Source organism: Paraburkholderia sp. (assembly GCF_049581445.1).
Lineage (GTDB): Bacteria > Pseudomonadota > Gammaproteobacteria > Burkholderiales > Burkholderiaceae > Paraburkholderia.
In genome coordinates this window covers 1-20,589 of the sequence record NZ_JBAURZ010000284.1, presented here as the reverse complement: position 1 = coordinate 20,589, position 20,589 = coordinate 1, and the positions used below count along the sequence as shown (strand labels likewise).

Below are 20,589 nucleotides of genomic sequence, written 5' to 3'. Positions count from 1 at the left end.
CACCCCAAAGCGCCCCACAAGCCACACCAACCAGCCGCCGAACCATGCCGACCAACCCGAAGAAAGTCGTTGTCCTCGATCGCGACGGCGTGATCAACGTCGACTCCGACGCGTTCATCAAATCGCCGGACGAGTGGGTCGCGCTGCCGGGCAGCCTCGAAGCAATTGCCCGGCTGAACCAGGCCGGCTATCGCGTCGCGATTGCGACCAACCAGTCGGGCATCGGGCGCGGCCTGTTCGACATGAACGCGCTCAACGCCATGCATCTGAAGATGCACCGGATGGCGGCGGCGGTGGGCGGGCGCATCGACGCGGTGTTCTTCTGTCCGCACACCGCGGAGGATCATTGCGAATGCCGCAAGCCGAAGCCCGGCATGCTGAAGATGATCGCCGAGCGCTTCGAGGTCGATCCGGAAGATACGCCGGTGGTCGGCGATTCGCTACGCGACCTGCAAGCCGGTGCGGCGCTCGGCTTCGTGCCGCACCTGGTGCTCACCGGTAAAGGCCGCAAGACGCTCGAAAAAGGCGGCCTGCCTGAAGGCACCATCGTGCATGACGATCTGCGCGCTTTCGCCCTCGACTTCCTCGCCGCAGAACACGACTGACGCACCCTTTAGCGCCTTTAACCCAGACTGATCCCGCCCGATGCGCTTTCTCCGTTCGCTGCTGCTGCTGCTTTACTTCGTGGTCTACACGATTCCCTACGCAACCGCCTGCTTCATCGCCTTCCCGTTCCTGCCCGCCAACCGCCGCTACTGGATGGCGGCAGGCTGGTGCAAGTCCACGCTCGCAGTGGTGCGCTGGCTAAACGGCATCGACTATCGGATCGAAGGCTTCGACAATCTGCCTGACGGTCCCGCCGTGCTGCTCTCCAAGCATCAGTCGGCATGGGAAACGCTCGCGTTTCCTGCGCTGATGCCACGGCCACTCTGCTACGTGTTCAAACGTGAATTGCTCTACGTGCCGTTCTTCGGGTGGGCGCTTGGCCTGCTGAAGATGGTCCACATCGATCGCAAGGAAGGCAAGTACGCGTTCGACTCGGTGATCAAACAAGGCAAGACGCGCATGGAAGAAGGCGCATGGGTGATCATGTTTCCCGAGGGCACGCGCACGCCAACCGGCAAGCAAGGCAAGTACAAAACGGGCGGTGCACGTTTCGCCGTTGCTACCGGTGCACAAGTGGTGCCGATCGCGCACAACGCAGGACGTGTGTGGCCGCGCAACTCGTTTCTCAAATATGCGGGTATAGTCACAGTGTCGATCGGCAAGCCGATTGACACCAAGGGGCTCACGCCCGATGAAGTGAACATGCGCGTCGAAAAGTGGATCGAAGCGGAAATGCGTCGCATCGATCCTGCCGCGTACCGTGCCGAAGCAGGCACGTCCGCCGCCGCCCAAATCTGACGCGCCCACGCCCTTGCTGGCGTATTTGCGCCGGGGCGTATTGCCCGAAGCCGAAACCGATGCAGAAGTCTCCCACGCCGCAGCCCGCTGCGGCGCTCGATAGCCGGCAACTCGATCTGCCGCTCTTCGCCGAGCCGGCCCTCGCGCCGTCCTCGCCCTTATCGCCGTCTTCACCGCCAAAGCCGGTCGCGCCACGCGCGCCGGACGGCTCGAAATTGCGCAGCCTGACCATCGGCCCGCAGACGCTCCACTATCAGCTCAAACGTTCATCGCGTCGCTCGATCGGCTTTGCGATCGACAGCAGCGGTCTGATGATCACTGCACCACGATGGGTCACACTGGCCGACATCGAAACCGCCATCACCGAAAAACAGCGCTGGATTTTTGCCAAGCTGATTGAATGGCAGACGCGTGTCGAACAACGTGCGTTGCCGCGCATCGACTGGAAGGACGGTGCTGAAGTACCTTATCTCGGCCAGCCTGTACGGGTACGACTCGGCTCGCCGCAAGGCACGCTCGCGTTCGACGTACAACAGGCGGCACTCGCTTTGCCGCTGCCGCTGCAAGCCGATGCGCAGCAGATCAAGGACCGCGTGCAGGGTTGGCTGCAAGGCGAAGCCAAGCGGCTCTTCGGCGAACGGCTCGCGATCTACGCGGAGAAACTAGGTGTGAACTATCGCGCCTACGCGCTCTCGTCAGCGGCGACGCGCTGGGGCAGTTGTTCGAGCGACGGCAAGATTCGCCTGAACTGGCGGCTGATTCATTTCCCGTTGTCGATTATCGATTACGTCGTCGCGCATGAACTCGCTCATCTGCGCGAGATGAACCATAGTCCGCGTTTCTGGCAAACGGTCGAATCGATATTCCCGGAATTCCGTGAGGCACGGCAGACGCTGAAGCATCATCCGCCTGAGTTGTTGCCTACGCTGTAAGCGGCGAAGTATGGATGCCTCGATGGTGTCTCGACGTGCGAGGCTCGTGCGGGTTCGCGCAGTGCAAACGCAACAGAGACATTAGAGGCCGTAGAGTCCGCCGAGGCAAGCGCAGAGCCCCGTGCGAACGTCACGCACTAACGTGACTCAGCGGCGCTCAGTCCGCGCAGATTGTTTCCTGCAGATGCCGCCACATCACTTTGCCCTGCTCGTCGATTTCGAGCACAGCAGTCGAGCGCCGCACCGTGCGCTTACCCTGACCGTCAGACTGATGCTCGTTGTAGGTCACGACAGCACCGGCCGGATATCGCGCGACGATCACCATGTCGGTGGTCGCAATTTCGAAACCCGGGTACTGTCCGCCGTTTTTGGCGAATATCTCGCGAAGCGCAGGATAATTCAATGTCCCGCCATTTGGCAGGATCATCGAAAATTCCACGGAGAATCGCGCCATCAGGCGCTCCAGCACACCAGCATCCGCCGCGCTGTTGTACCAGGCCTGCACCAGGGCGTTGATGTCGTCGAGTTCGGCAAAGTAGGGATTCGCTTCCTGCATGCTTCGGTCCTCGGCCCTGGGCCATCTCCGTTTTTTCTTTAGCGCCATGGGCGCGGCCATAACGGTATACCGCGCAGCAGCGCACAGCTAACCTGCACGAGCCATAACGGAGCGCGCTGGACATGGCCATTCGCGCTTCCGGCACATCCATCACGCAGTTTATTTTTTCTTCTGAATGAACTCGATCTTGTAACCGTCCGGGTCTTCGACAAAAGCGATCACGGTAGTGCCGTGTTTCATCGGACCGGCCTCGCGTACGACGGTGCCGCCTTGCGACTTGATCTTGTCGCAGGCTGCATAGGCGTCTTCGACTTCGACCGCGAGATGGCCGAAAGCCGTGCCCAGGTCATAAGAAGGGGTGTCCCAGTTGTGCGTCAATTCGATGACGGTGCCGTCACTTTCATCCGTATACCCGATGAACGCCAGCGTGAATTTGCCGTCCGGATAGTCTTGCCGGCGCAGTAACTTCATGCCGAGCAATTCGCTATAGAACTTGATCGAACGGTCCAGGTTGCCTACCCGGAGCATGGTGTGAAGCAGGCGCATGGTGTGCTCCCAGTTGCGTGATGTCGAGGACGTAAATGTACCCGGAATCACGTGTCGCTGCTCGCAGTGGCACAGCCTCAAGGGGCCACAAGCCTTCCTTTAAGGCCGCTGATCCGTACGGCTTGCATTGTGAACAGCGTCGGCGCGGGCTTGATGCGCTGCAGTACAGCCCAGCGTCCCTGCGACGGCCGCCGAGTTCGGGTTCGGCATCGCCACGAGCCTGAGCGCGCATGGCAGCGTCTACGCGGCAGCGGGCTACACGACGAACGTGAACGGCGCGCATCGCAGCGTTGTGGAATGCAACCTCGGCATGCGCTGGAACTGGTGAGAACATTCCGTGTTTGCGACATCACAAGCACGCGCCATTGACGAGGTTATCGAACGCACAGATCGCCGGACTTGCTATGGTACGGTGTCGAGTTCTTCCTGCCAGAAACGATCCGATGAGCGCCTCCCCAGCCCTGCCCGCGCGTCGCGCGCCCGATAGTTTCGCCATCCTGACCATGATCGCATTGTGCGCGATCTGGGGCTTCCAGCAGGTCGCCATCAAAAGCACTAACGCAGCGCTCCCTCCGATCTTCCAGGCAGGCCTACGCTCGGCGATGGCCGCGATACTCGTATGGGGTTGGGCACGCGTGCGTGGTACGCCGCTCTTTCGCGACGACGGCACGCTTGGCGCGGGGTTGCTCGCGGGCGTGCTGTTCGCCTCCGAGTTTGTCTGCATCTTTCTCGGTCTGACGCTGACCAGCGCGTCGCGCATGGCCGTGTTTCTTTACACGGCGCCATGCTTTACGGCCTTGGGACTGCACTGGTTTGTCGACGGCGAGCGGATGCGGCGCACGCAGTGGGCAGGCATTGTCGTCGCATTTGCGGGAATGGCGCTCGCATTCGCAGATGGATTCACGCGCGCTCATGCGGCAACCCACATCGCAAGCCAAGGCTCGGCGCTCGCCGGCGTGATGGGAGATGCGCTGGGTGTGCTCGGCGGCATCGCATGGGCCGCCACGACGGTCGTGGTGCGGGGCTCACGGCTCGCTCAAACCAGCGCCAGCAAGACGTTGTTTTACCAACTGGCTGTCTCGGCGGTGGTGTTGCTCGCGCTCGCGGTGGGCCTCGGTCAGGTCAAAGTGGAAACGGTCACGCCCATTGCGATCATCAGCCTAGGTTATTAGGCCGTGGTGGTCGCGTTCGTCAGCTATCTGATCTGGTTCTGGCTGCTTACGCGCTATATCGCCTCGCGCCTGTCGGTGTTCTCATTCCTCACGCCGCTCTTCGGTGTCACCTTTGGCGTGCTACTGCTCGGCGAATCGTTCAGCTTGCGCTTTCTGCTCGCAGCGCTGATGGTGCTGACCGGCATTGCGTTGGTGAACGCACCGGGGCGGCGTAGGACAGTGTGAGGAAAATGCCGCGACGCAGGCCGCCGTGAAGCTCAGGCGTCGGGCGGCGCCGAACCTTGCTGCGCCGATGAAGCCAGGATCTGCGCAACCTTCACATATTCGGCAACCGGCACATCTTCCGCACGGCGCTGCAAATCGAATCCCAGCGCCTCGAAATCAATCCTGTCGCGAAACGCGGCCAGCGTGTTGCGCAACATCTTGCGCCGCTGTGAGAACGCCGCCGTGACCACTTCGCCCAGCACACGCTCATCGACCGCCGGCAGTTCATGCGGCGCATACGGAATCATCCGCACGATCGCCGAATCGACTTTCGGCGGCGGCTGAAACGCGTCAGGCGGTACATCGAGTTGCTTGTCGATCACGTAACGATACTGCAGCATCACCGACAGGCGACTGAACGCCTTGCTACCCGGCTCGGCCACCATGCGCTCGACCACTTCGTTCTGCAACATGAAGTGCTGGTCGATCACGCAATGCGCGAACGACGTGAGGTGAAACAACAGCGGGCTCGAAATGTTGTACGGCAGATTGCCGACGATCCGCAGCGACGGCTTGCCTTCTGGTGAATCGGGCGCAACGGGTGCTGCCAACGTGCTGAAATCAAAGTCCAGCGCATCGCCCGAATGCAACTCCAGCAGATCACCGAATTTTTTCTTCAGACGCACGATCAGGTCGCGGTCGAGTTCGACCGCGTGCAGCGGTGCTTCGGGCGTGGCGAGGCGCTCGATCAGCGGCTCGGTGAGCGCGCCAAGCCCCGGTCCGATCTCGACCATGCGTTCGCCGCGCTGAGGACGAATCACATTGACGATCGAATCGATCACGCCCATGTCGACCAGAAAGTTCTGACCGAAACGCTTGCGCGCGAAATGACCCTGGTGCTGTCTGCTAGTGGACATCGAAAGACGCTACAAAAAAGGAACGGAAAAAAATCAGGCGACGCGACGGTGGCGTGCCATCGAAACAGCGGTGTCGATTGCGGCAATCATGCTGCCCGCGTCCGCGCGGCCGGTGCCGGCGAGATCGAGTGCCGTGCCGTGGTCGACCGAGGTGCGGATGATCGGCAGCCCGAGTGTGACGTTGATGCCTTCGCCGAAGGTTGCGTACTTCAGTACCGGCAAGCCCTGATCGTGATACATCGCGAGCACGCAGTCAGCCTCGGTCAGATAACGCGGCTGAAACAGGGTATCGGCCGGATACGGGCCCGGGGCGTCGATGCCCAGTTCGTTCGCGCGCTTTAATGCCGGACCAATCACGTCGATTTCTTCGCGCCCCAGATAGCCGTTTTCGCCCGCATGCGGGTTCAGGCCGGTGACCAGGATGCGCGGCGCTGGCAGGCCGAAATGGTGGCGCAGGTCGTGGTCGACGATGCGCAAGGTTTCGACGATGCCTTCGATCGTCAGCGCCGCGGACACGTCCTTCAAGGGCAAATGCGTAGTGGCAAGCGCGACCCGCAGCGGCCGTGAGCCGGTCCCGGCCAGCATCATCACGACATGCGGCGTATGGGTACGCTCGGCCAGATATTCGGTGTGGCCGGTGAACGGTACGCCGGCATCATTGATGGTGCTCTTTTGCAGCGGCGCCGTGACGATGGCATCGAATTGCCCCGTCATTGCACCGTCGATCGCGCTATCCAGCAGGCCCAGCACATATAGCCCGTTCGCCGCATCAAGTTTGCCCGGCAGCGACGGCACACCGAGCGGCTGATGCTGCACGCGCACCCGGCCATTGCCGGCACCGCACAACGCCGCCCAGTCGATTCCGACGGCTTCGGCTCGTGCGGCGAGCAGATCGCCATCGCCCAGCACCGTGAACTGCGCGCCGGGCCAGTGAGCGGCCGCCCCCGCCATGGCCTGCGCGGTCAGTTCGGGACCCACACCGGCGGGTTCGCCGGTTGTGATCGCAATCTGCACCGGGGCGCGGGACGGTTGGGCGGCGCTTGTCATGACGTCATTGCAGGTTTGGCTTGCCGATCTTGACGTCAACATAAGCCGTGTCGCGCAGTTCGCGCAACCAGTCCGCGTAGGCCTGTTCCGCCTTGCGCTGACCGATGGCCTGGCGAGCCTGATCCATCTGCTGCGCGACCGAGCCTTGCGATTCACGGCGGCCCAGCACCTGGATCAAGTGATAGCCGTATTCGCTTCGCACCGGGTCGCTGATCTGGCCGTCCTGCAAGCTGTTCATGGCACGCTCGAATTCCGGCACGGTCTCACCCGGGCTAATCCAGCCGAGGTCGCCGCCTTGCGATGCCGAACCGTCCTGCGAATAGGTGCTCGCGAACTTGGCGAAGTCGCCGCCTTCGGCGATTTCACGCTTGATTTCGAGCAGCTTCTGACGTGCCTGCGGCTCCGACACGCCCTCGCCGACGCGCAGCAAGATGTGGCGCACATGCGTTTGCACGACCTTGGTCGAATCGGCACTGGCGGCACCCTCACCGGCGCGACGATCGACCAGACGCATGATTTCGAAGCCATCAGCGGTGCGGATCAGATCCGGGTTCACCTGGCCGGGACGCAGCGCCTCAGCTGCCTTCACAAATTCCGGTGGCAGCGCCGACGGTGCCTGGAAGCCCATGTCGCCGCCCTTCGAGGCGTCAGCCGCCTGCGAATCCGACTTCGCCAGCTTTTCGAACTTGGTGTCGCCGGTTAGCGCCTGTTGCAGGAAGCCCTGTGCCTTTTGCTCGGAGGCGAGAATATCGTTCTGCGCCGCGTTGGCCGGCACCTTCACGAGAATGTGCTCGAGGTGCAGGTCGCTCGTCAGGCCGACGTTCGGGCCACGCTGGCTGGCTACGTAGTTCGCCACTTCAGCGTCGGACACCGTGACCTTGCTGTCCACTTCCTTTTCGCGCAGACGCGACAGCGTCAGCTCCGTGCGGGCGTCACGCGTGAAGGTGGACCAGGGCACGCCTTGCGCCTCGATCTTGGAGCGGTACACGTCGAGCGGCAGATTGTTGGCCGCAGCGAGGCGTTGGAGCGTTTTCTGCACCGCCGCGTCGTCGACGGTGATGCCGTCTTCCTTGGCCTTTTGCAGCTGGATGCGCTCCAGCACCATCTGGCTGAGCACCTGCTGGCGCAACTGGTCGGCCGGCGGCACCGGCGCGTTTTGCTGCTGCAAACGGTGTGTAATCAAGCCCGTGCGCTCGTCGAGCTCACGCTGCGTGATGACGCCATCGTTGACCACGGCGGCGATCGTATCGACCGTCTGACCGTTGCTGGGTGCGCTCTGAGCCGCTCGCGCAGCCGCGTTCGGCAAATCTTGCGCCTGTGCTGGCGCGACCGACAGGAAAGAGGCAACAGCGGCAAGACCGGCCGCCATCAATGCCAAGCGAAACTTTTTCATGATTCCCACAGATACTCCAATGATGTCGGGCGCGCCCCGCCCGTCTTTGCGCAATTTATAGATGATCGGTCGACCGTCAATCGTAATTGGTGAAACGCGCCTCCGGCGCCGCTGGCGGCGGCAGAGGCGTATACCCCGGTACACCCGAGCGGAACGCGGAGATCAAGCCGTTATCGACGCTCGACAAGCCCTTGAACGTGATTTGCGCAAGCAAACGCGTTCCCTGGGAAGGCAGCCCCAGGTTGTTCACGCCATCCGCATAACGCTGCACGCCAATGCCCAGTACCCAGCAGTCCGCGTCATATTGCAGACCAATCAGGCTGTCGACGACCGCGTGCCCGTTCAGATCGTAGTTAATGCGCGCCACACTATACACGTGGTGCGTCAGCGGCCACTCAGCGGATATGGTGATCTGGTTGACGGGCGTGTTGTCCAGCGTCGTATCGGCACGCGTGTAGCGATAGGCGACGTTGATAACCTTGCCCGACTCCGGACTGAAACCAAAGCCAACGCTGCTCTGGGTCAGCCGGTTATTGTCAGCATTATATTGGACTGCGGTTTCCGACGCGAAACCGGCTCCGAGCTTGAGCGAGGCACCGGCAATCAGATCCGAGTGCGTGGCCTGCGCCGGGGTTTGCGTCGGCAGCAGCGTGACGCGCTGATCCTGGAAATAATACTGCTGCGCCAGCACGAAGCGCGCACGTTCATCGCCGGTGGCCGGATTGATGAAGCGCGTCGTGATGGCCGCCGTCAGCCGGTTCGCGTCGGCAATCCGGTCGTCCCCGACGAAGGTGTTCGGCGTGAAGATCTCGGCGAGGCCGAAGTCCGCGTCAGCCGTATCGAACAGCGGCGCGAAAGTCTGATTGTGATACGGCGTATACACGTAGTACAGCCGCGGCTCAAGGGTCTGGATGTAATCCTGACCGAACAGACGCACCGAACGCTCGAAGATCAACCCGGTATCGAACGAGAAGGTCGGAACTGATTCCGTGAAATCCTTCGGCTGGCCCGCAGGCGAGCCCGTACCGATATTGCTCAGGTTATACGACGCGAAGTGCCACTGCACCTTCGGCGTGACGAAATAGCCCGGACCCACCACCGAATACGACACATACGGATCGAAGACGACGCGGTCGCCCTCGGTCGAATCCGCCGTGGTGATACGAAAGCGCGTGAAATCGGCCATCGCACCGTAATCGAAGCCGTCCACGTTGTACTGCGAGTACTTGACGTTCAACTGCGGCTCACGCCCGTACGGCGCCACCGACGGCTCCAGCGTCTGCCAGTTCTGCTCGCGCGCAAGCACCGACCACGGGCCGTTGTTGTACGTCAGACCGGCTTCCTGCTGGTACAGCAACTGCGTACCGTTGAGAATCTGGCTGGAGGCCGAGCCAAGGTCTTCCGGAAAGGTATTGTCCGAAACCTTGTTGTAATAAATGTAGCCGCCGAACCCGTTGCCGAAGTTCTGGTTGTGCTGGATGAACAGCGCGTAGCGGTTGGTCTTCGTGATCGCGTCGTCCGGCAGGAAGATGCCGGTGATCGAGCCGGAATAGGTCGGCGACAGGTAGCGGAACGTCGCATCCGTCTCGAGACCCCGCCGCGAGATGATCTTCGGCGTCAGCAGCAGGTCGCGGTTCGGCGCAATGTTGAAGTAATACGGCAGGTCCAGCTCGAAGCCGTTGGTCGATCCGAGCGAGAAGGTGGGCGGCAGAAAGCCGCTACGCCGGTCGCCGGACAGCGGAAACGACAGCCACGGCGAACCAAAGATCGGCACGCCCTGGAAGAACAGCACGCCGTTGTGCGCCACGCCCTCGTCGGCGCCGGTGTCGAAGTCGAACTCGCTGCCGCGAATGTACCAGGCCGGATTGCTCTCGCACTGGCACGCCGTGTAGGTGCCCTGGGTGAAGACCGAGCGCTCGTTGTCGAGGATGTCCACGCGCGCCGCGCTGCCCGATCCCCCCGTTACGTTGAAGCGGTACTTCGGCGAGGTCATGTAGCCTTCGCTCGAATCGACCTGAATGTGCGCCTCGGGACCGACGAAGGTCGCTCCGTTATTGTTCACGTGCACCTGGCCGTACGCGTCGGCCATGTCGGTGTCCTGATCGTAGTGCAGCGCGTCGCCCTTGATCGTAAAGGTCGGACGGCGCACTTCGGCAGAGCCTTTGGCGGCGATATCCTGGTCAGCGGTGCCATTGGTCGAGTCGCCCAGCACGAACGTGGCTGGCGACTGATTGGCGTGCAACGGATGTTCTTCGAGCTGCGGGGCAAGCCGCATGCCCCACGGTGCGTCGATTGGCTGAGCCTGCGCGGCGTCGCCCGACAACTGGGCGTGCGAAAGCGCGGGCATCAGGCCCGGCACGGCGATCAACGCCGCGACGAGCCGCCTTTTGCGCGGCACGCCGCCACGAGAGGGGGTCGTTTGAGAAAGCTGTCTAGGCGGCATGTATCGTTTGGCGAATCGGCTCAACCACCAGCTTTTACACTCACGCTCGTCCGCCAGAGCAGTCAGACCGTCTCGGTCAGGCGCTCAACAATATTTACAATCTGTCGAAACGATAAGGCAGGCGGTAAAACGAGTTGAGCAAAAACTAGCGTGAGTCGCGTCAAAAAAGTCGTGGGGTATTATATGGCAAGACGTTGCCCCCAAGAATTTGCCTTCCGGTTTTCATGACGCTGCCCTCTGCCCCGACCTCCACTGACGCCCGCCTGGAATTACTGATCAACTGGCTGAATGGCCACGCGAACCGTTATGCCCTCGACCTGGCCACGCTTGTACCCGCCTCCAGTGACGCCAGTTTCCGGCGTTATTTCCGCCTCGCCGGTAAGGATGCGGAAGACGCCGGCACCGGCACGCTGATCGCCGTCGACGCCCCGCCCCCCGAAAAGTGCCGCGAATTTGTGCAGATCGCGCAGTTGTTGCGCGCGGCCGGAGTCTATGTGCCGCGCGTGCTGGAGGTGGATGTCGAGCAGGGCCTGATGCTCGTGACGGATCTGGGCACCACGTCGTACCTCAACGCGCTGAACCCGGACACCGCCCGCCCGTTGATGCGCGACGCACTCGACGCGCTGATCCGCTGGCAGCTCGCGTCGCGGCCAGACGTGTTGCCGCCATTCGACGAAGCCTTCCTGCGCCGCGAGATGGAACTGATGCCGGAGTGGTTCATCGGTCGTCATCTGGGACAAGAGGTAGACGAGAAGACCCGCGGCGTGCTCGATCGCACGTTTGCGCTGCTGATCGCCAGCGCCAAGGCGCAGCCGCAGGTATTCATGCTGCGCGATTTCATGCCACGCAACCTGATGGTGGCCCCCGCCCCCAATCCCCAGAACCCAGGCGTGCTCGACTTCCAGGACGCGGTGTACGGCCCGATCACGTATGACGTCGCCTCGCTCTTGCGCGATGCGTTCCTCAGCTGGGATGAGGAATTCGAGCTCGATTGCTTCGTGTACTACTGGGAACGCGCGAAAAAGGCCGGCGTGCCTGTCGATCCCGATTTCGGTGAGTTCTACCGTCAGCTCGAATGGATGGGCTTGCAGCGGCATATCAAGGTGCTGGGCCTGTTCTGCCGGATCAACTACCGGGACCACAAGCCGCATTACATGAAAGACCTGCCGCGCTTTATCGGCTATGCCCGCAAGGTGGCCGAACGGTACCGGCCGCTCGCGCCGTTCGCGAAGCTGCTCGACGAACTCGAAGGCCGCGCCGTCGACGTCGGCTATACGTTCTGAGCTTCCCGCCGATGACGACGTCTCTCACGAAAGCGATGATTTTCGCCGCCGGGCGCGGCGAGCGGATGCGTCCGCTGACCGACCACACGCCGAAGCCGCTGCTCGAAGCGGGCGGCAAACCGCTGATTGTCTGGCAGATCGAGCGGCTTGCCCGCGCGGGCTTGCGGACCATTGTGATCAACCATGCCTGGCTTGGCGAGCGCATTGAAGCGGCCCTCGGCGACGGTTCGCGTTGGGGCGTGCAACTGCGCTATTCGTCGGAGCAGGAAGCGCTTGAAACCGCCGGTGGGATCGCCCAGGCGCTGCCGCTGCTGGAAGATGGCGACGCTGGTGAGATATTTGTCGGTGTCGCTGGCGATGTTTATGCTGACTTCGACTACGGCAGCCTGCATGCGCATGCAGGGCGGCTCGCTGCGCAAGCAGAAGCAGGTATGCATCTGGTGATGGTGCCGAATCCGTCGTTTCATCCGGCGGGCGATTTCGGCCTCGTGGATGGTGTGGTTTCGTTGGATGCACAACAGCGGCTGACGTTCGGCAGCATTGCCCTCTACGACACCCGCATGTTCCGCGGGTTGCCGCGTGGCACACGCCGCGCGTTGACACCGTACTACTTCGAGACGATCGGGCGTGGATTAGCGAGCGGTGAGCTTTATGACGGACTATGGGAAAACGTCGGTACGCCCGCGCAATTGCAGGCGCTCGATGCGCAGTTGAGGCTGACAAGAGCGTAGCTGGCAGGTCCAACGCTAGCCGTAAAGGCGTGGCGGCCTGACCGCCGGCTGTTGGCGCTCGATGCGTGGACACCTCCACCGCTCGCGCCGTCAGCAAGAGCCCCTTTCTCGCGCAAGGCGCCTGCTCTCAACGCACCACAGCTGTCGCGGCGCCAGCCGCCTCCGCCGCATCGTCCCCTTGCGCCGCGCGTTGCTGTTGCAGCGCCCACATCTGCGCGAACAGTCCCCCTGCGCGGACCAGTTCGGCATGCGTGCCACGCTCGACGATGCGCCCCTTATCCATCACGATGATCTGCTGCGCGTGCACGACCGTCGAAAGCCGGTGCGCGATGATCAGCGTCGTCCGTTCGCGGGCGATCTGATCGAGCTCATGCTGGATGGCGCGCTCGGAACGCGAATCGAGCGCGGAAGTTGCTTCGTCGAACAGCAGAATGGGCGGGTTCTTCAGGATCGTGCGGGCAATTGCGACGCGTTGCTTTTCACCGCCCGACAACTTCAAGCCGCGCTCGCCAACGGGCGTGTCGTACCCCTTCGGCAAGCCTTCAATGAATTCGTGGATATGCGCTGCGCGTGCCGCTGCGATCACTTCGTCGCGCGTCGCCGTGGGACGGCCGTAGGCGATGTTGTAGTAGATCGAATCATTGAACAGCACCGTGTCCTGCGGCACGATACCAATCGACGCGCGCAGTGAATCCTGCGTCACGCCACGGATATCCTGGCCATCAATCGTGATCGCGCCACCGGCTGTGCGATCCAGATCGTAGAAACGGAACATGAGACGCGCGAGCGTCGATTTCCCTGAGCCGCTATGCCCGACCACGGCCGTCGTGGTGCCGCCGGGAATCGTGAAGCTCACGTCATGCAGAATCTGCCGCGCCGGTTCATAGAAGAAGTTCACGTGCTCAAACCGCACTTGCGCGCCGCGCACGACAAGGTCCGGTGCATCGGGCGCGTCCGGCACCTCTTGCGTCGCGCCGAGCAGGGTGAACATGCGGTCCATGTCGGTCAGGCTCTGCTTCAACTCGCGATACACCACGCCGAGAAAATTCAGCGGGATATACAACTGCAACATGAACGTGTTGATCAGCACCAGATCGCCCAGCGTGAGACGTCCCGCCATCACGCCCTGGGTTGCGCGCCATAGAATGAACACCAACCCCGTGCCGATGATCGCCTGCTGCCCGAAGTTAAGCACTGATAGTGAGTTCTGCGACTTGATGGCCGCTGTCCTGTAGCGCTTGAGATTTTCGTCGTAGCGGCGCGCTTCCCACTCCTCGTTGCCGAAATATTTGACGGTTTCGTAGTTGAGCAGAGAGTCGATTGCACGCGAGTTCGCGCGCGAATCCAGGTCGTTCATCGTGCGCCGGAAGTGCGTGCGCCACTCGGTCATCTTCACGGTGAACGTGATGTAGACGGCCAACGCGACGAAGGTGACGATGGCGTAATACGCCTCGTACTTGACGACGAAGAACCCCAGCACGAGGCCCACTTCGACGAGCGTCGGCAGAATGCTGTACAGCGAATAGGAGATCAGTTGCGTAATACCGCGCGTGCCGCGTTCGATGTCGCGCGACATGCCGCCCGTTTGCCGATCAAGGTGAAAACGCAGAGACAGCGCATGCAGATGGCGGAACACTTTGAGCGCGAGCTGGCGCACCGCGCTTTCGGTGACCTTCGAAAAGAGGATCTCGCGCAATTCGGTGAAGAGCGAGGTCGACAACCGGACCACCGCATACGCGACCACCAGCAACCCAACACCGCCCAGCAGCACAATGGCGGGCGCATGATCCGCGCGGCCGAGTGCAGTCAGATGCCGCACCGACACCAGGCTGTCGACGATGCGCTTCATCACGATCGGCACGCCGAGATTGGCGACCTTGGCGCCAATCAGGCAGGTCAGCGCGAGCGTGACGCGACTTTTATAGGTGGCGAGATACGGCAGCAGCGACAGGATCGTCTGCCAGTCGTTGCGCGGCTGGGTCGAGATGGGAGCGGCTTCGGAAGGGGCGGAATGGTGGCGCATGGGTTCGGCTGGGTGAGGATGGAAAAGACGGAGGCAACAATAAGGCGCGCAGCCGCTGGCGGCTTGATTTCTGCCACCGGTGGATCAAGCGCCGGCGGCAGGCATTTTGGTGCGCGACCCAATTGGGCGCTTTCCCGTACAATTCCTGATCTTTCTATTGTCGCAGAAGCCGGCTGGCGCCGCTTTTCATGGGCAAGCCGGTCACTGGTCTCGAAGCTGCCACAACGTTTGCAGCCGTTCGCCGCCGCTGCCGCGAAGTTGCCGTGAAAAACCCGCCCGCAGGCCGAGCCAATCCGTTTCTCATGGGTGCCCCGATGACCGATCATCTTCAACTTCCACAAAAATCGTGTGCGCTGCGCGTCGTGCCGCAACCTTCGGACGCCAATGTACATGGCGACGTGTTCGGTGGCTGGATCATGGCGCAGGTCGATATCGCCGGCTCGATTCCCGCCAGCCGCCGCGCGAACGGTCGCGTCGCCACCATCGCGGTCAACTCATTCGTGTTCAAGCAGCCGGTTTTCGTGGGCGATCTGCTGAGCTTTTATGCCGACATCGTCAAGACCGGCAATACGTCGGTCACGATCGAAGTCACGGTGTACGCGCAGCGGATGAGCCTGGCTGAAGAAGTCGTGAAGGTCACGGAAGCGACTCTCACCTACGTCGCCACCGACAGCGACCGCCGTCCACGCGCCCTGCCGGCGCTGGACTGAACGTGCGGGAGGGTGAGGCCGGCATTGGGTCTTGGAGCCTTCATGGCCTGGTAGATGGCCCGACTCCTATTCCTTCGCCCAGCTCGCTTGTGATGAGTCAGGCCAGCGGCCAATCCTGCCGTAACAGACCGAACTGCAGCAGATCGTGATGCTGGCCCTGCCAGAAGCCGGCCTCACGCGCCCGCCCTTCCTGAACGAAACCGAGCCCGCGCGCGAGCTTCAGCGACGCTGCGTTCTCAGGATGAATCTGCGCCTCGATCCGATGCAGTTGCATGTACGCGAAACCCCACGTCAGCGCAGCGCTCAAGGCTTCCGCCATCAGACCGGCACCGCGCGCCGTGTGCGCGAGTTCATAGCCCACCGTACAGGTCTTCCAGCCTCGATTCCATTTGAACAGTCCACACGTGCCAATCAACAGGCCAGTGGACTTGCTCTGCAGAGCCCAACGCACGCCCGGGTTGGGCATCGCGCGCCAGCCTGCGAATATCTCGATCAGCTTTTGCGCCTGCCGAACGTCGATCATCGGATCCGCGCCGTACCAGCGCATGGCGTCGGCGTCGCCGTGAATGGCAAATAGCGTGGGGGCGTCGTCAGCGACGAGTTCGCGCAGGAGTAGTCGAGGGGTTTCGAAGGCGGGGAAGTCGCTCATTGAATACCTGGCGGGGCGCGGAATTGCGACGGCCATTCTACATGGGCACTCGGCAGAGGCCTCCATAAGTCTAAGCGCGGCACGCAGGTGTCGCCGCATCCGCAGCCGCACGGCAGCCGGAGCTCCATGCAGTCTAGAGCTGCGGCGAATGCCACACTGGCTTATTCGTGCGGATTGATGCGTGAAGTCAGCACATGGTCCGCCCATGTGCCGTTGATCTTCAAGTAAGCACGCGCGAGCCCTTCGCGCTCGAAACCGAGTTTCGACAGCACATTGCCGCTGCGCACGTTCTCTGGCCGGTGATTGGCCATGATGCGATGCAGCCGGTAATGGCCAAAGACGTAGTCAATCGCAGCACCAAGCGCCTCGCTCATCAAACCTCGCCCCTCATAGCGACGGCCGATCGCAAACCCCAGGAAACAGGCCTGAAACGGTCCACGCACGATATTCGTGAAGTTGCATTGACCAAGCACAGCGCCAGTCAGCACACCCCGCAACAGCAGATGCAGCGCGGTGCCGCTGGCCATTTGCTCCTCCATAGCGGCGAGGCGTTGTTCGGCGGCGGGCATGGTGAAGAACTCGTCGGAGCGCAGGGGCTCCCATGGCTGGAAATGTTCGCGGTTCTCCGACTGGAAGGCGAGCAGCGCTTCGGCGTCCGCGCGGCGCGCCACGGTCAAGCGGACACGTTCAGTGAGGATGCCCTCTGCGGGAAAGTCTGGAGGGTTCATTGCGAAGGGGCTCCCGTGCGCTTGCGTGGTGATTGCACCGCGCGTTCAACTCAGATCGTGTCGTCGTTCATCGCCATACGCCGCATCGATGTCGGTGCGGGCGATTCAACTCACCACGCGTTACCACACCTCACCACGCTCATGCACTTCGCTCAAGGACCGTGAGAAACGCCGCTTGTTCGTTGGCTTCAGTGACGCGAAAGCGCTCCCACTCGTCACGCACCCTCAAGTCAGCAAACAGGCCCGAGGCGTCTTCGTGGAAATGCAGGAACGCTTTGCCCTTGCGATAGAAAACGCCGGGACGCGACTCCTTGAGATCGCGTCGCGCGCGGACCGAACCAATCAGAACCGCCAGGGCGTCGAGGGCCACAGGCCCAGCGTGCTTCATCGATTGAGATCCTTTGGCAAAGCGTCGGTCGGTTCTGCCCGCATGAGAAAGACAAATAGCCGATCTTAAAACCCAACGCAACCGCAACGCAGCGCAATTCAATCAGCCAGCGCGCCGCCATCCCCGCAAATCACCGTCCTCACAGATGCTTGTAGTAAAACGTGGTGCCGCAATACTCACCATCGGGCATCAGCGCATATCTCGGCACGTCGCCTACCCGCTGCCAGCCGGCACGCGCGTATAAACGCTCGGCGTCACCCCCCGTCACCGTATCCAGCACCAGCACGGACTTGCCTTCGGCACGTGCGACCTCGTCAACGACATGCATCAGCTTCTGCGCAATCCCAAGCCGGCGTGCGCTGCGGCACACCAGCATCTTGGCGACATCCGCGCGATGCGGTTGATTGTCCGGTTGCGCCATGTTCAACTGGACAGTGCCGACAATGCGGCCCTCGCCGTCTTCCGCGATCAACAGCGCGCGCTCATTGCGCGCCACGCCGTCAGCAACGCCGCGCCAGAATGCAAGCGCCCTCTCGCGCGAAAGCGGCAACATGAAACTCACCGACGCGCCACCTTCCACACAGTCCACCAACACATCAGCCAATGCATCCACACAGGTGACTGCTTCGTTGGCGCCAAGCCGCCGCACGCGTACGTCTTCGCTCATCCATTTCTCCTCGTCTGCGTCAACGGCAGGATGGTCAGCGCTTTAAGCGTCCACCACCCCACCCTGCAACAACTCAGGAATCGCGTCGCGCGGCATGGGTCGCGAAAAGTAGAAGCCCTGCATTTCGTCGCAGGCGCGATCCTTGAGGAAATCCAGTTGCTCCAGGGTCTCCACGCCCTCGGCGATTACCTGCAAGTTCAGCGAATGAGCCAGGGCGATGATCGCCGAGGTGATCGTCTCGTCGTCACCCGAGGTGCCGATATCGGACACAAACGAGCGGTCGATCTTCAGCCGATCCACCGGGAAACGCTTCAAATAGCTCAGGCTCGAATAACCGGTGCCGAAATCGTCGATGGCGAGGCCAATACCCAGTGCGTGTAGCGCGTTGAGCATCGACACCGCCTCTTCGGCGTTGCGCATGATGGTACTCTCGGTGAGCTCGAGTTCGAGATACTTCGGCTCGAGGCCGGTCTCCGCGAGTACCTGGGTGACCAGCTTGGCGATATCGTGCTGCTGAAACTGCCGCGCCGACAGGTTGACCGACACGCGCGCCGGCGGCAGGCCTTCGTCCTGCCAGGCCTTGTTTTGCCGGCACGCCTCACGCAGCACCCATTCGGACAACGGCCCGATCAGCCCGCACTCCTCAGCAACCGGAATGAACGACGACGGCGGAATCAGTCCCACCTCCGGATCGCGCCAGCGCACCAGCGCTTCCATGCCGACAATCTGCCCCGTCACGATATCCACCTGCGGCTGGTAGTGCAGCAGGAATTCGCCGTCGCGCAACGCGCGCCGCAGCCGCCGTTCAAGGTTGAGCCGCGCTCCCGCGCTGGCGTTCATCTCCGGCTGATAGAACTGGAACGTATTGCGGCCCATGTCCTTCGCCCGATACATCGCCAGATCGGCCTTCTTGAGTAGCGTTTCGGCGTCCTCGCCATCCTGCGGGAACAGGCTTGCGCCCATGCTGCAGCCCACGTACAGTTCGGTGCCGTCCAGCCAGACCGGCTCCGAGATCGAGGCCCGCACGCGCTCCATCCAGGCAATCAACGACTGCTCATCCACCGTATCGGTCATCACGATCACGAACTCGTCGCCGCCGTGGCGCGCCACCGTATCGCTCGCTCGCGCGCACCGCCCGAGCCGCTCGGCGACGACGCTCAGCAACCGGTCGCCAACGCTATGCCCGAGGCTATCGTTGACGTTCTTGAAGCCGTCGAGATCGATGAACACGACCGCCACGCCCTTGTGGTGACGCTGAGCGATGATCAACGCGTGCTGCAGGCGATCGCGCAGCAGGTTGCGGTTCGGCAGCCGCGTCAGGCTGTCGTAGTTTGCCTGATACTCCAGTTGCTCCTGATAGCGGATCAGATCGGTGACGTCATTGATCACGCCGATGTGATGCGTCGTCTCGCCGTCCGGGTTCGGCACCGGGGCGATGAAAAGCTGATTCCAGAACAGCGCGCCATCCTTGCGATAGTTGCGCAGCACCGCGCTCACCTCGCGATTGGCGACCAGCGCCTGGCGGATGGATGCGACGCCTTCCTGTTCACGGTCGTCGCGCTGCAACAAACGGCAGTCCTGGCCGATCACTTCCGCCGGGTCATAACCGGTGATGCGTTTGAACGCCGGATTCACATATTCGATCAGATTGCCGGCCGCCGATGGCCCGGTAATCAGAATCGCGTTCACGCTCGCATCGAGCGCGCGGCTTTGCAAGCGCAGCGCCAGGTCGGCGCGCTTGCGCTCAGTGATATCGGTGTACGAGCCAAGCACGCCTATCACGCGGCCATCGCTATCGGTGAACGGCAGCTTGCTGGTTACGGTGGTGCGATGCACGCCATCAATGACGAGATCGACCTCGAAGTTCATTTTCGGCACGCCTGTGCTGATCACCTCTTCGTCGTGCGCCCGGACGTTCTCGGCTAACGCGCGCCACGGCAGGTCGTGATCGGTTTTGCCGACCACCTGTTCCGGGTACGCGAGGCCAGCGTCACGCGCAAACGCCATATTGCAGCCGAGGTAACGCGATTCGCGATCTTTCCAGAAAATCCGCTGGGGGATATTGTCCATCACCGTTTCGAGCATCTGGTTCGAGCGCTGCGCTTCGGCTTCGGCGTTGATCTGCTCGGTGACGTCGTCGGCGAGCACGAAGATCGCCGGGCGGCCCATGAAATTCAGCGAGTGGTACGAAATGTCCGCGTTGATCGTCGAGCCGTCCTTGCGGCGGTGATGCCAGACGCCCGCCATGGTGCGGCCCGCTTTCGGCGACGCGTCGCTGCGCGACAGATGCGATTCGAGCCGGCCGACTTCCGTGTTGGGCCGGATCGCGCGAATCGTCATCTCGAGGAATTCACTTTCCGAATAACCGTACTGCTGTACAGCCGCCGCGTTGACCGCCATAAACCGCAGCGTGTCGCGATCGAAGATGTACATCGGCACCGGATGCGTGTCGAACAGGCCGCGAAAACGCTCATCGTTGCGGCGTAGCGCGCGGACCACCCGCAGACGTTCACGCGCGGCGGTCTCGCGGGCGCCAAAGGTATAGATCAGCAGCGAACTGCCCGCAAGCATGGTGATGATGAGCAGCAGCATCGCGTGCTGAGTCTGCCGTGCCGACTCTTCGAGCGATGCCTGGAGCGTCCGGTTTTCCTGCTGCCGCAGCACCGTGAGCGCGCCTTCGACACGATCCAGATCCATGCCAATGCCAGTGTAGGCCGAGGCCGCCCAGGCACGTGGTTCGTCCGGGCCGCTGGCGTGCGCACGCGCCAGCGCGGCTGCGATGTCACGCTGCAACTC

General features: G+C 62.2%; 18 protein-coding genes and 1 pseudogene. 7 read left to right on the top strand and 12 right to left on the bottom strand.

The features are described from left to right. Positions 1-44 precede the first annotated feature (44 nt). Genes gmhB through WCA85_RS23615 form a run of 3 tightly spaced genes read left to right on the top strand, consistent with a single transcriptional unit; the run spans position 45 to position 2,336 of the window. Positions 45-605, top strand: a complete 561-nt coding sequence (gmhB, locus tag WCA85_RS23625; RefSeq protein ID WP_424067275.1) for a D-glycero-beta-D-manno-heptose 1,7-bisphosphate 7-phosphatase — start codon at positions 45-47, stop codon at positions 603-605. Positions 606-645: 40 nt separating this feature from the next. After that, the gene (locus WCA85_RS23620; protein ID WP_424067274.1) at positions 646-1,404 is read left to right on the top strand and encodes a lysophospholipid acyltransferase family protein; all 759 of its coding nucleotides are present in this window, start codon (positions 646-648) and stop codon (positions 1,402-1,404) included. Positions 1,405-1,463: 59 nt separating this feature from the next. Next, on the top strand, positions 1,464-2,336 hold the full coding sequence (locus WCA85_RS23615) for a M48 family metallopeptidase (protein ID WP_424067273.1): 873 nt from the start codon (positions 1,464-1,466) through the stop codon (positions 2,334-2,336). A 157-nt stretch (positions 2,337-2,493) separates the two neighbouring features. Here the strand turns inward: WCA85_RS23615 and WCA85_RS23610 are convergent, their stop codons facing one another. Together WCA85_RS23610 and gloA are read right to left on the bottom strand one after the other, a co-directional pair. After that, entirely contained in the window at positions 2,494-2,892 is a 399-nt protein-coding gene (locus WCA85_RS23610; RefSeq protein ID WP_424067272.1) for a hypothetical protein, read from the bottom strand. A 159-nt stretch (positions 2,893-3,051) separates the two neighbouring features. Then, positions 3,052-3,438 (bottom strand): lactoylglutathione lyase, encoded by a 387-nt coding sequence (gene gloA, locus WCA85_RS23605; protein WP_424067271.1) that lies wholly within the window; start codon positions 3,436-3,438, stop codon positions 3,052-3,054. 443 nt (positions 3,439-3,881) lie between these two features. Here gloA and WCA85_RS23600 point away from each other — a divergent pair. Continuing rightward, positions 3,882-4,835: pseudogene (locus WCA85_RS23600) on the top strand (DMT family transporter). 32 nt (positions 4,836-4,867) lie between these two features. Here WCA85_RS23600 and rsmA read toward each other — a convergent pair. From rsmA to WCA85_RS23580, 4 genes are all read right to left on the bottom strand, one after another. Then, the gene (rsmA, locus tag WCA85_RS23595) at positions 4,868-5,731 is read right to left on the bottom strand and encodes a 16S rRNA (adenine(1518)-N(6)/adenine(1519)-N(6))-dimethyltransferase RsmA (RefSeq protein ID WP_424067270.1); all 864 of its coding nucleotides are present in this window, start codon (positions 5,729-5,731) and stop codon (positions 4,868-4,870) included. 33 nt (positions 5,732-5,764) lie between these two features. Beyond that, positions 5,765-6,778: a 4-hydroxythreonine-4-phosphate dehydrogenase PdxA gene (gene pdxA, locus WCA85_RS23590; protein ID WP_424067269.1), complete on the bottom strand. Its 1,014-nt coding sequence runs from the start codon at positions 6,776-6,778 to the stop codon at positions 5,765-5,767. 4 nt (positions 6,779-6,782) lie between these two features. Next, a complete protein-coding gene (locus WCA85_RS23585; RefSeq protein ID WP_424067268.1) occupies positions 6,783-8,180 on the bottom strand; it encodes a peptidylprolyl isomerase in 1,398 nt (465 codons plus the stop codon). Between the two features lie 67 nt (positions 8,181-8,247). Next, positions 8,248-10,614, bottom strand: a complete 2,367-nt coding sequence (locus tag WCA85_RS23580) for an LPS-assembly protein LptD (RefSeq protein WP_424067267.1) — start codon at positions 10,612-10,614, stop codon at positions 8,248-8,250. A gap of 224 nt (positions 10,615-10,838) precedes the next feature. Here WCA85_RS23580 and WCA85_RS23575 point away from each other — a divergent pair, with 224 nt between their 5' ends. Next, on the top strand, positions 10,839-11,897 hold the full coding sequence (locus WCA85_RS23575; protein WP_424067266.1) for an aminoglycoside phosphotransferase family protein: 1,059 nt from the start codon (positions 10,839-10,841) through the stop codon (positions 11,895-11,897). Between the two features lie 11 nt (positions 11,898-11,908). Beyond that, positions 11,909-12,628 (top strand): N-acetylmuramate alpha-1-phosphate uridylyltransferase MurU, encoded by a 720-nt coding sequence (gene murU, locus WCA85_RS23570; RefSeq protein WP_424067265.1) that lies wholly within the window; start codon positions 11,909-11,911, stop codon positions 12,626-12,628. A 127-nt stretch (positions 12,629-12,755) separates the two neighbouring features. On the opposite strand, the gene WCA85_RS23565 is transcribed toward murU, so the two are convergent. Then, positions 12,756-14,651: an ABCB family ABC transporter ATP-binding protein/permease gene (locus tag WCA85_RS23565; RefSeq protein ID WP_424067264.1), complete on the bottom strand. Its 1,896-nt coding sequence runs from the start codon at positions 14,649-14,651 to the stop codon at positions 12,756-12,758. A 314-nt stretch (positions 14,652-14,965) separates the two neighbouring features. Between WCA85_RS23565 and WCA85_RS23560 the strand changes: the two genes are divergently transcribed. Continuing rightward, entirely contained in the window at positions 14,966-15,361 is a 396-nt protein-coding gene (locus WCA85_RS23560; protein ID WP_424067263.1) for an acyl-CoA thioesterase, read from the top strand. 97 nt (positions 15,362-15,458) lie between these two features. Here the strand turns inward: WCA85_RS23560 and WCA85_RS23555 are convergent, their stop codons facing one another. The 5 genes from WCA85_RS23555 to WCA85_RS23535 all read right to left on the bottom strand — a co-directional run. Then, the gene (locus WCA85_RS23555) at positions 15,459-16,010 is read right to left on the bottom strand and encodes a GNAT family N-acetyltransferase (protein WP_424067262.1); all 552 of its coding nucleotides are present in this window, start codon (positions 16,008-16,010) and stop codon (positions 15,459-15,461) included. A gap of 161 nt (positions 16,011-16,171) precedes the next feature. Continuing rightward, positions 16,172-16,738: a GNAT family N-acetyltransferase gene (locus tag WCA85_RS23550; protein WP_424067261.1), complete on the bottom strand. Its 567-nt coding sequence runs from the start codon at positions 16,736-16,738 to the stop codon at positions 16,172-16,174. A gap of 139 nt (positions 16,739-16,877) precedes the next feature. Continuing rightward, positions 16,878-17,126, bottom strand: coding sequence for a hypothetical protein (locus WCA85_RS23545; RefSeq protein WP_424067260.1), 249 nt, complete (start codon positions 17,124-17,126; stop codon positions 16,878-16,880). A gap of 139 nt (positions 17,127-17,265) precedes the next feature. Continuing rightward, on the bottom strand, positions 17,266-17,793 hold the full coding sequence (locus WCA85_RS23540) for a GNAT family N-acetyltransferase (protein WP_424067259.1): 528 nt from the start codon (positions 17,791-17,793) through the stop codon (positions 17,266-17,268). A gap of 42 nt (positions 17,794-17,835) precedes the next feature. Continuing rightward, a partial coding sequence (locus WCA85_RS23535; RefSeq protein ID WP_424067258.1) for a sensor domain-containing protein occupies positions 17,836-20,589 on the bottom strand: 2,754 nt, incomplete at its 5' end.

Bases quoted from the DNA above. Each gene is read 5' to 3' on its own strand.
- gmhB (WP_424067275.1), top strand. From the start codon at position 45: ATGCCGACCAACCCGAAGAAAGTCGTTGTCCTCGATCGCGACGGCGTG.
- WCA85_RS23620 (WP_424067274.1), top strand. From the start codon at position 646: ATGCGCTTTCTCCGTTCGCTGCTGCTGCTGCTTTACTTCGTGGTCTAC.
- WCA85_RS23615 (WP_424067273.1), top strand. From the start codon at position 1,464: ATGCAGAAGTCTCCCACGCCGCAGCCCGCTGCGGCGCTCGATAGCCGG.
- WCA85_RS23610 (WP_424067272.1), bottom strand. From the start codon at position 2,892: ATGCAGGAAGCGAATCCCTACTTTGCCGAACTCGACGACATCAACGCC.
- gloA (WP_424067271.1), bottom strand. From the start codon at position 3,438: ATGCGCCTGCTTCACACCATGCTCCGGGTAGGCAACCTGGACCGTTCG.
- rsmA (WP_424067270.1), bottom strand. From the start codon at position 5,731: ATGTCCACTAGCAGACAGCACCAGGGTCATTTCGCGCGCAAGCGTTTC.
- pdxA (WP_424067269.1), bottom strand. From the start codon at position 6,778: ATGACAAGCGCCGCCCAACCGTCCCGCGCCCCGGTGCAGATTGCGATC.
- WCA85_RS23580 (WP_424067267.1), bottom strand. From the start codon at position 10,614: ATGCCGCCTAGACAGCTTTCTCAAACGACCCCCTCTCGTGGCGGCGTG.
- WCA85_RS23575 (WP_424067266.1), top strand. From the start codon at position 10,839: ATGACGCTGCCCTCTGCCCCGACCTCCACTGACGCCCGCCTGGAATTA.
- murU (WP_424067265.1), top strand. From the start codon at position 11,909: ATGACGACGTCTCTCACGAAAGCGATGATTTTCGCCGCCGGGCGCGGC.
- WCA85_RS23565 (WP_424067264.1), bottom strand. From the start codon at position 14,651: ATGCGCCACCATTCCGCCCCTTCCGAAGCCGCTCCCATCTCGACCCAG.
- WCA85_RS23560 (WP_424067263.1), top strand. From the start codon at position 14,966: ATGACCGATCATCTTCAACTTCCACAAAAATCGTGTGCGCTGCGCGTC.
- WCA85_RS23555 (WP_424067262.1), bottom strand. From the start codon at position 16,010: ATGAGCGACTTCCCCGCCTTCGAAACCCCTCGACTACTCCTGCGCGAA.
- WCA85_RS23550 (WP_424067261.1), bottom strand. From the start codon at position 16,738: ATGAACCCTCCAGACTTTCCCGCAGAGGGCATCCTCACTGAACGTGTC.
- WCA85_RS23545 (WP_424067260.1), bottom strand. From the start codon at position 17,126: ATGAAGCACGCTGGGCCTGTGGCCCTCGACGCCCTGGCGGTTCTGATT.
- WCA85_RS23540 (WP_424067259.1), bottom strand. From the start codon at position 17,793: ATGAGCGAAGACGTACGCGTGCGGCGGCTTGGCGCCAACGAAGCAGTC.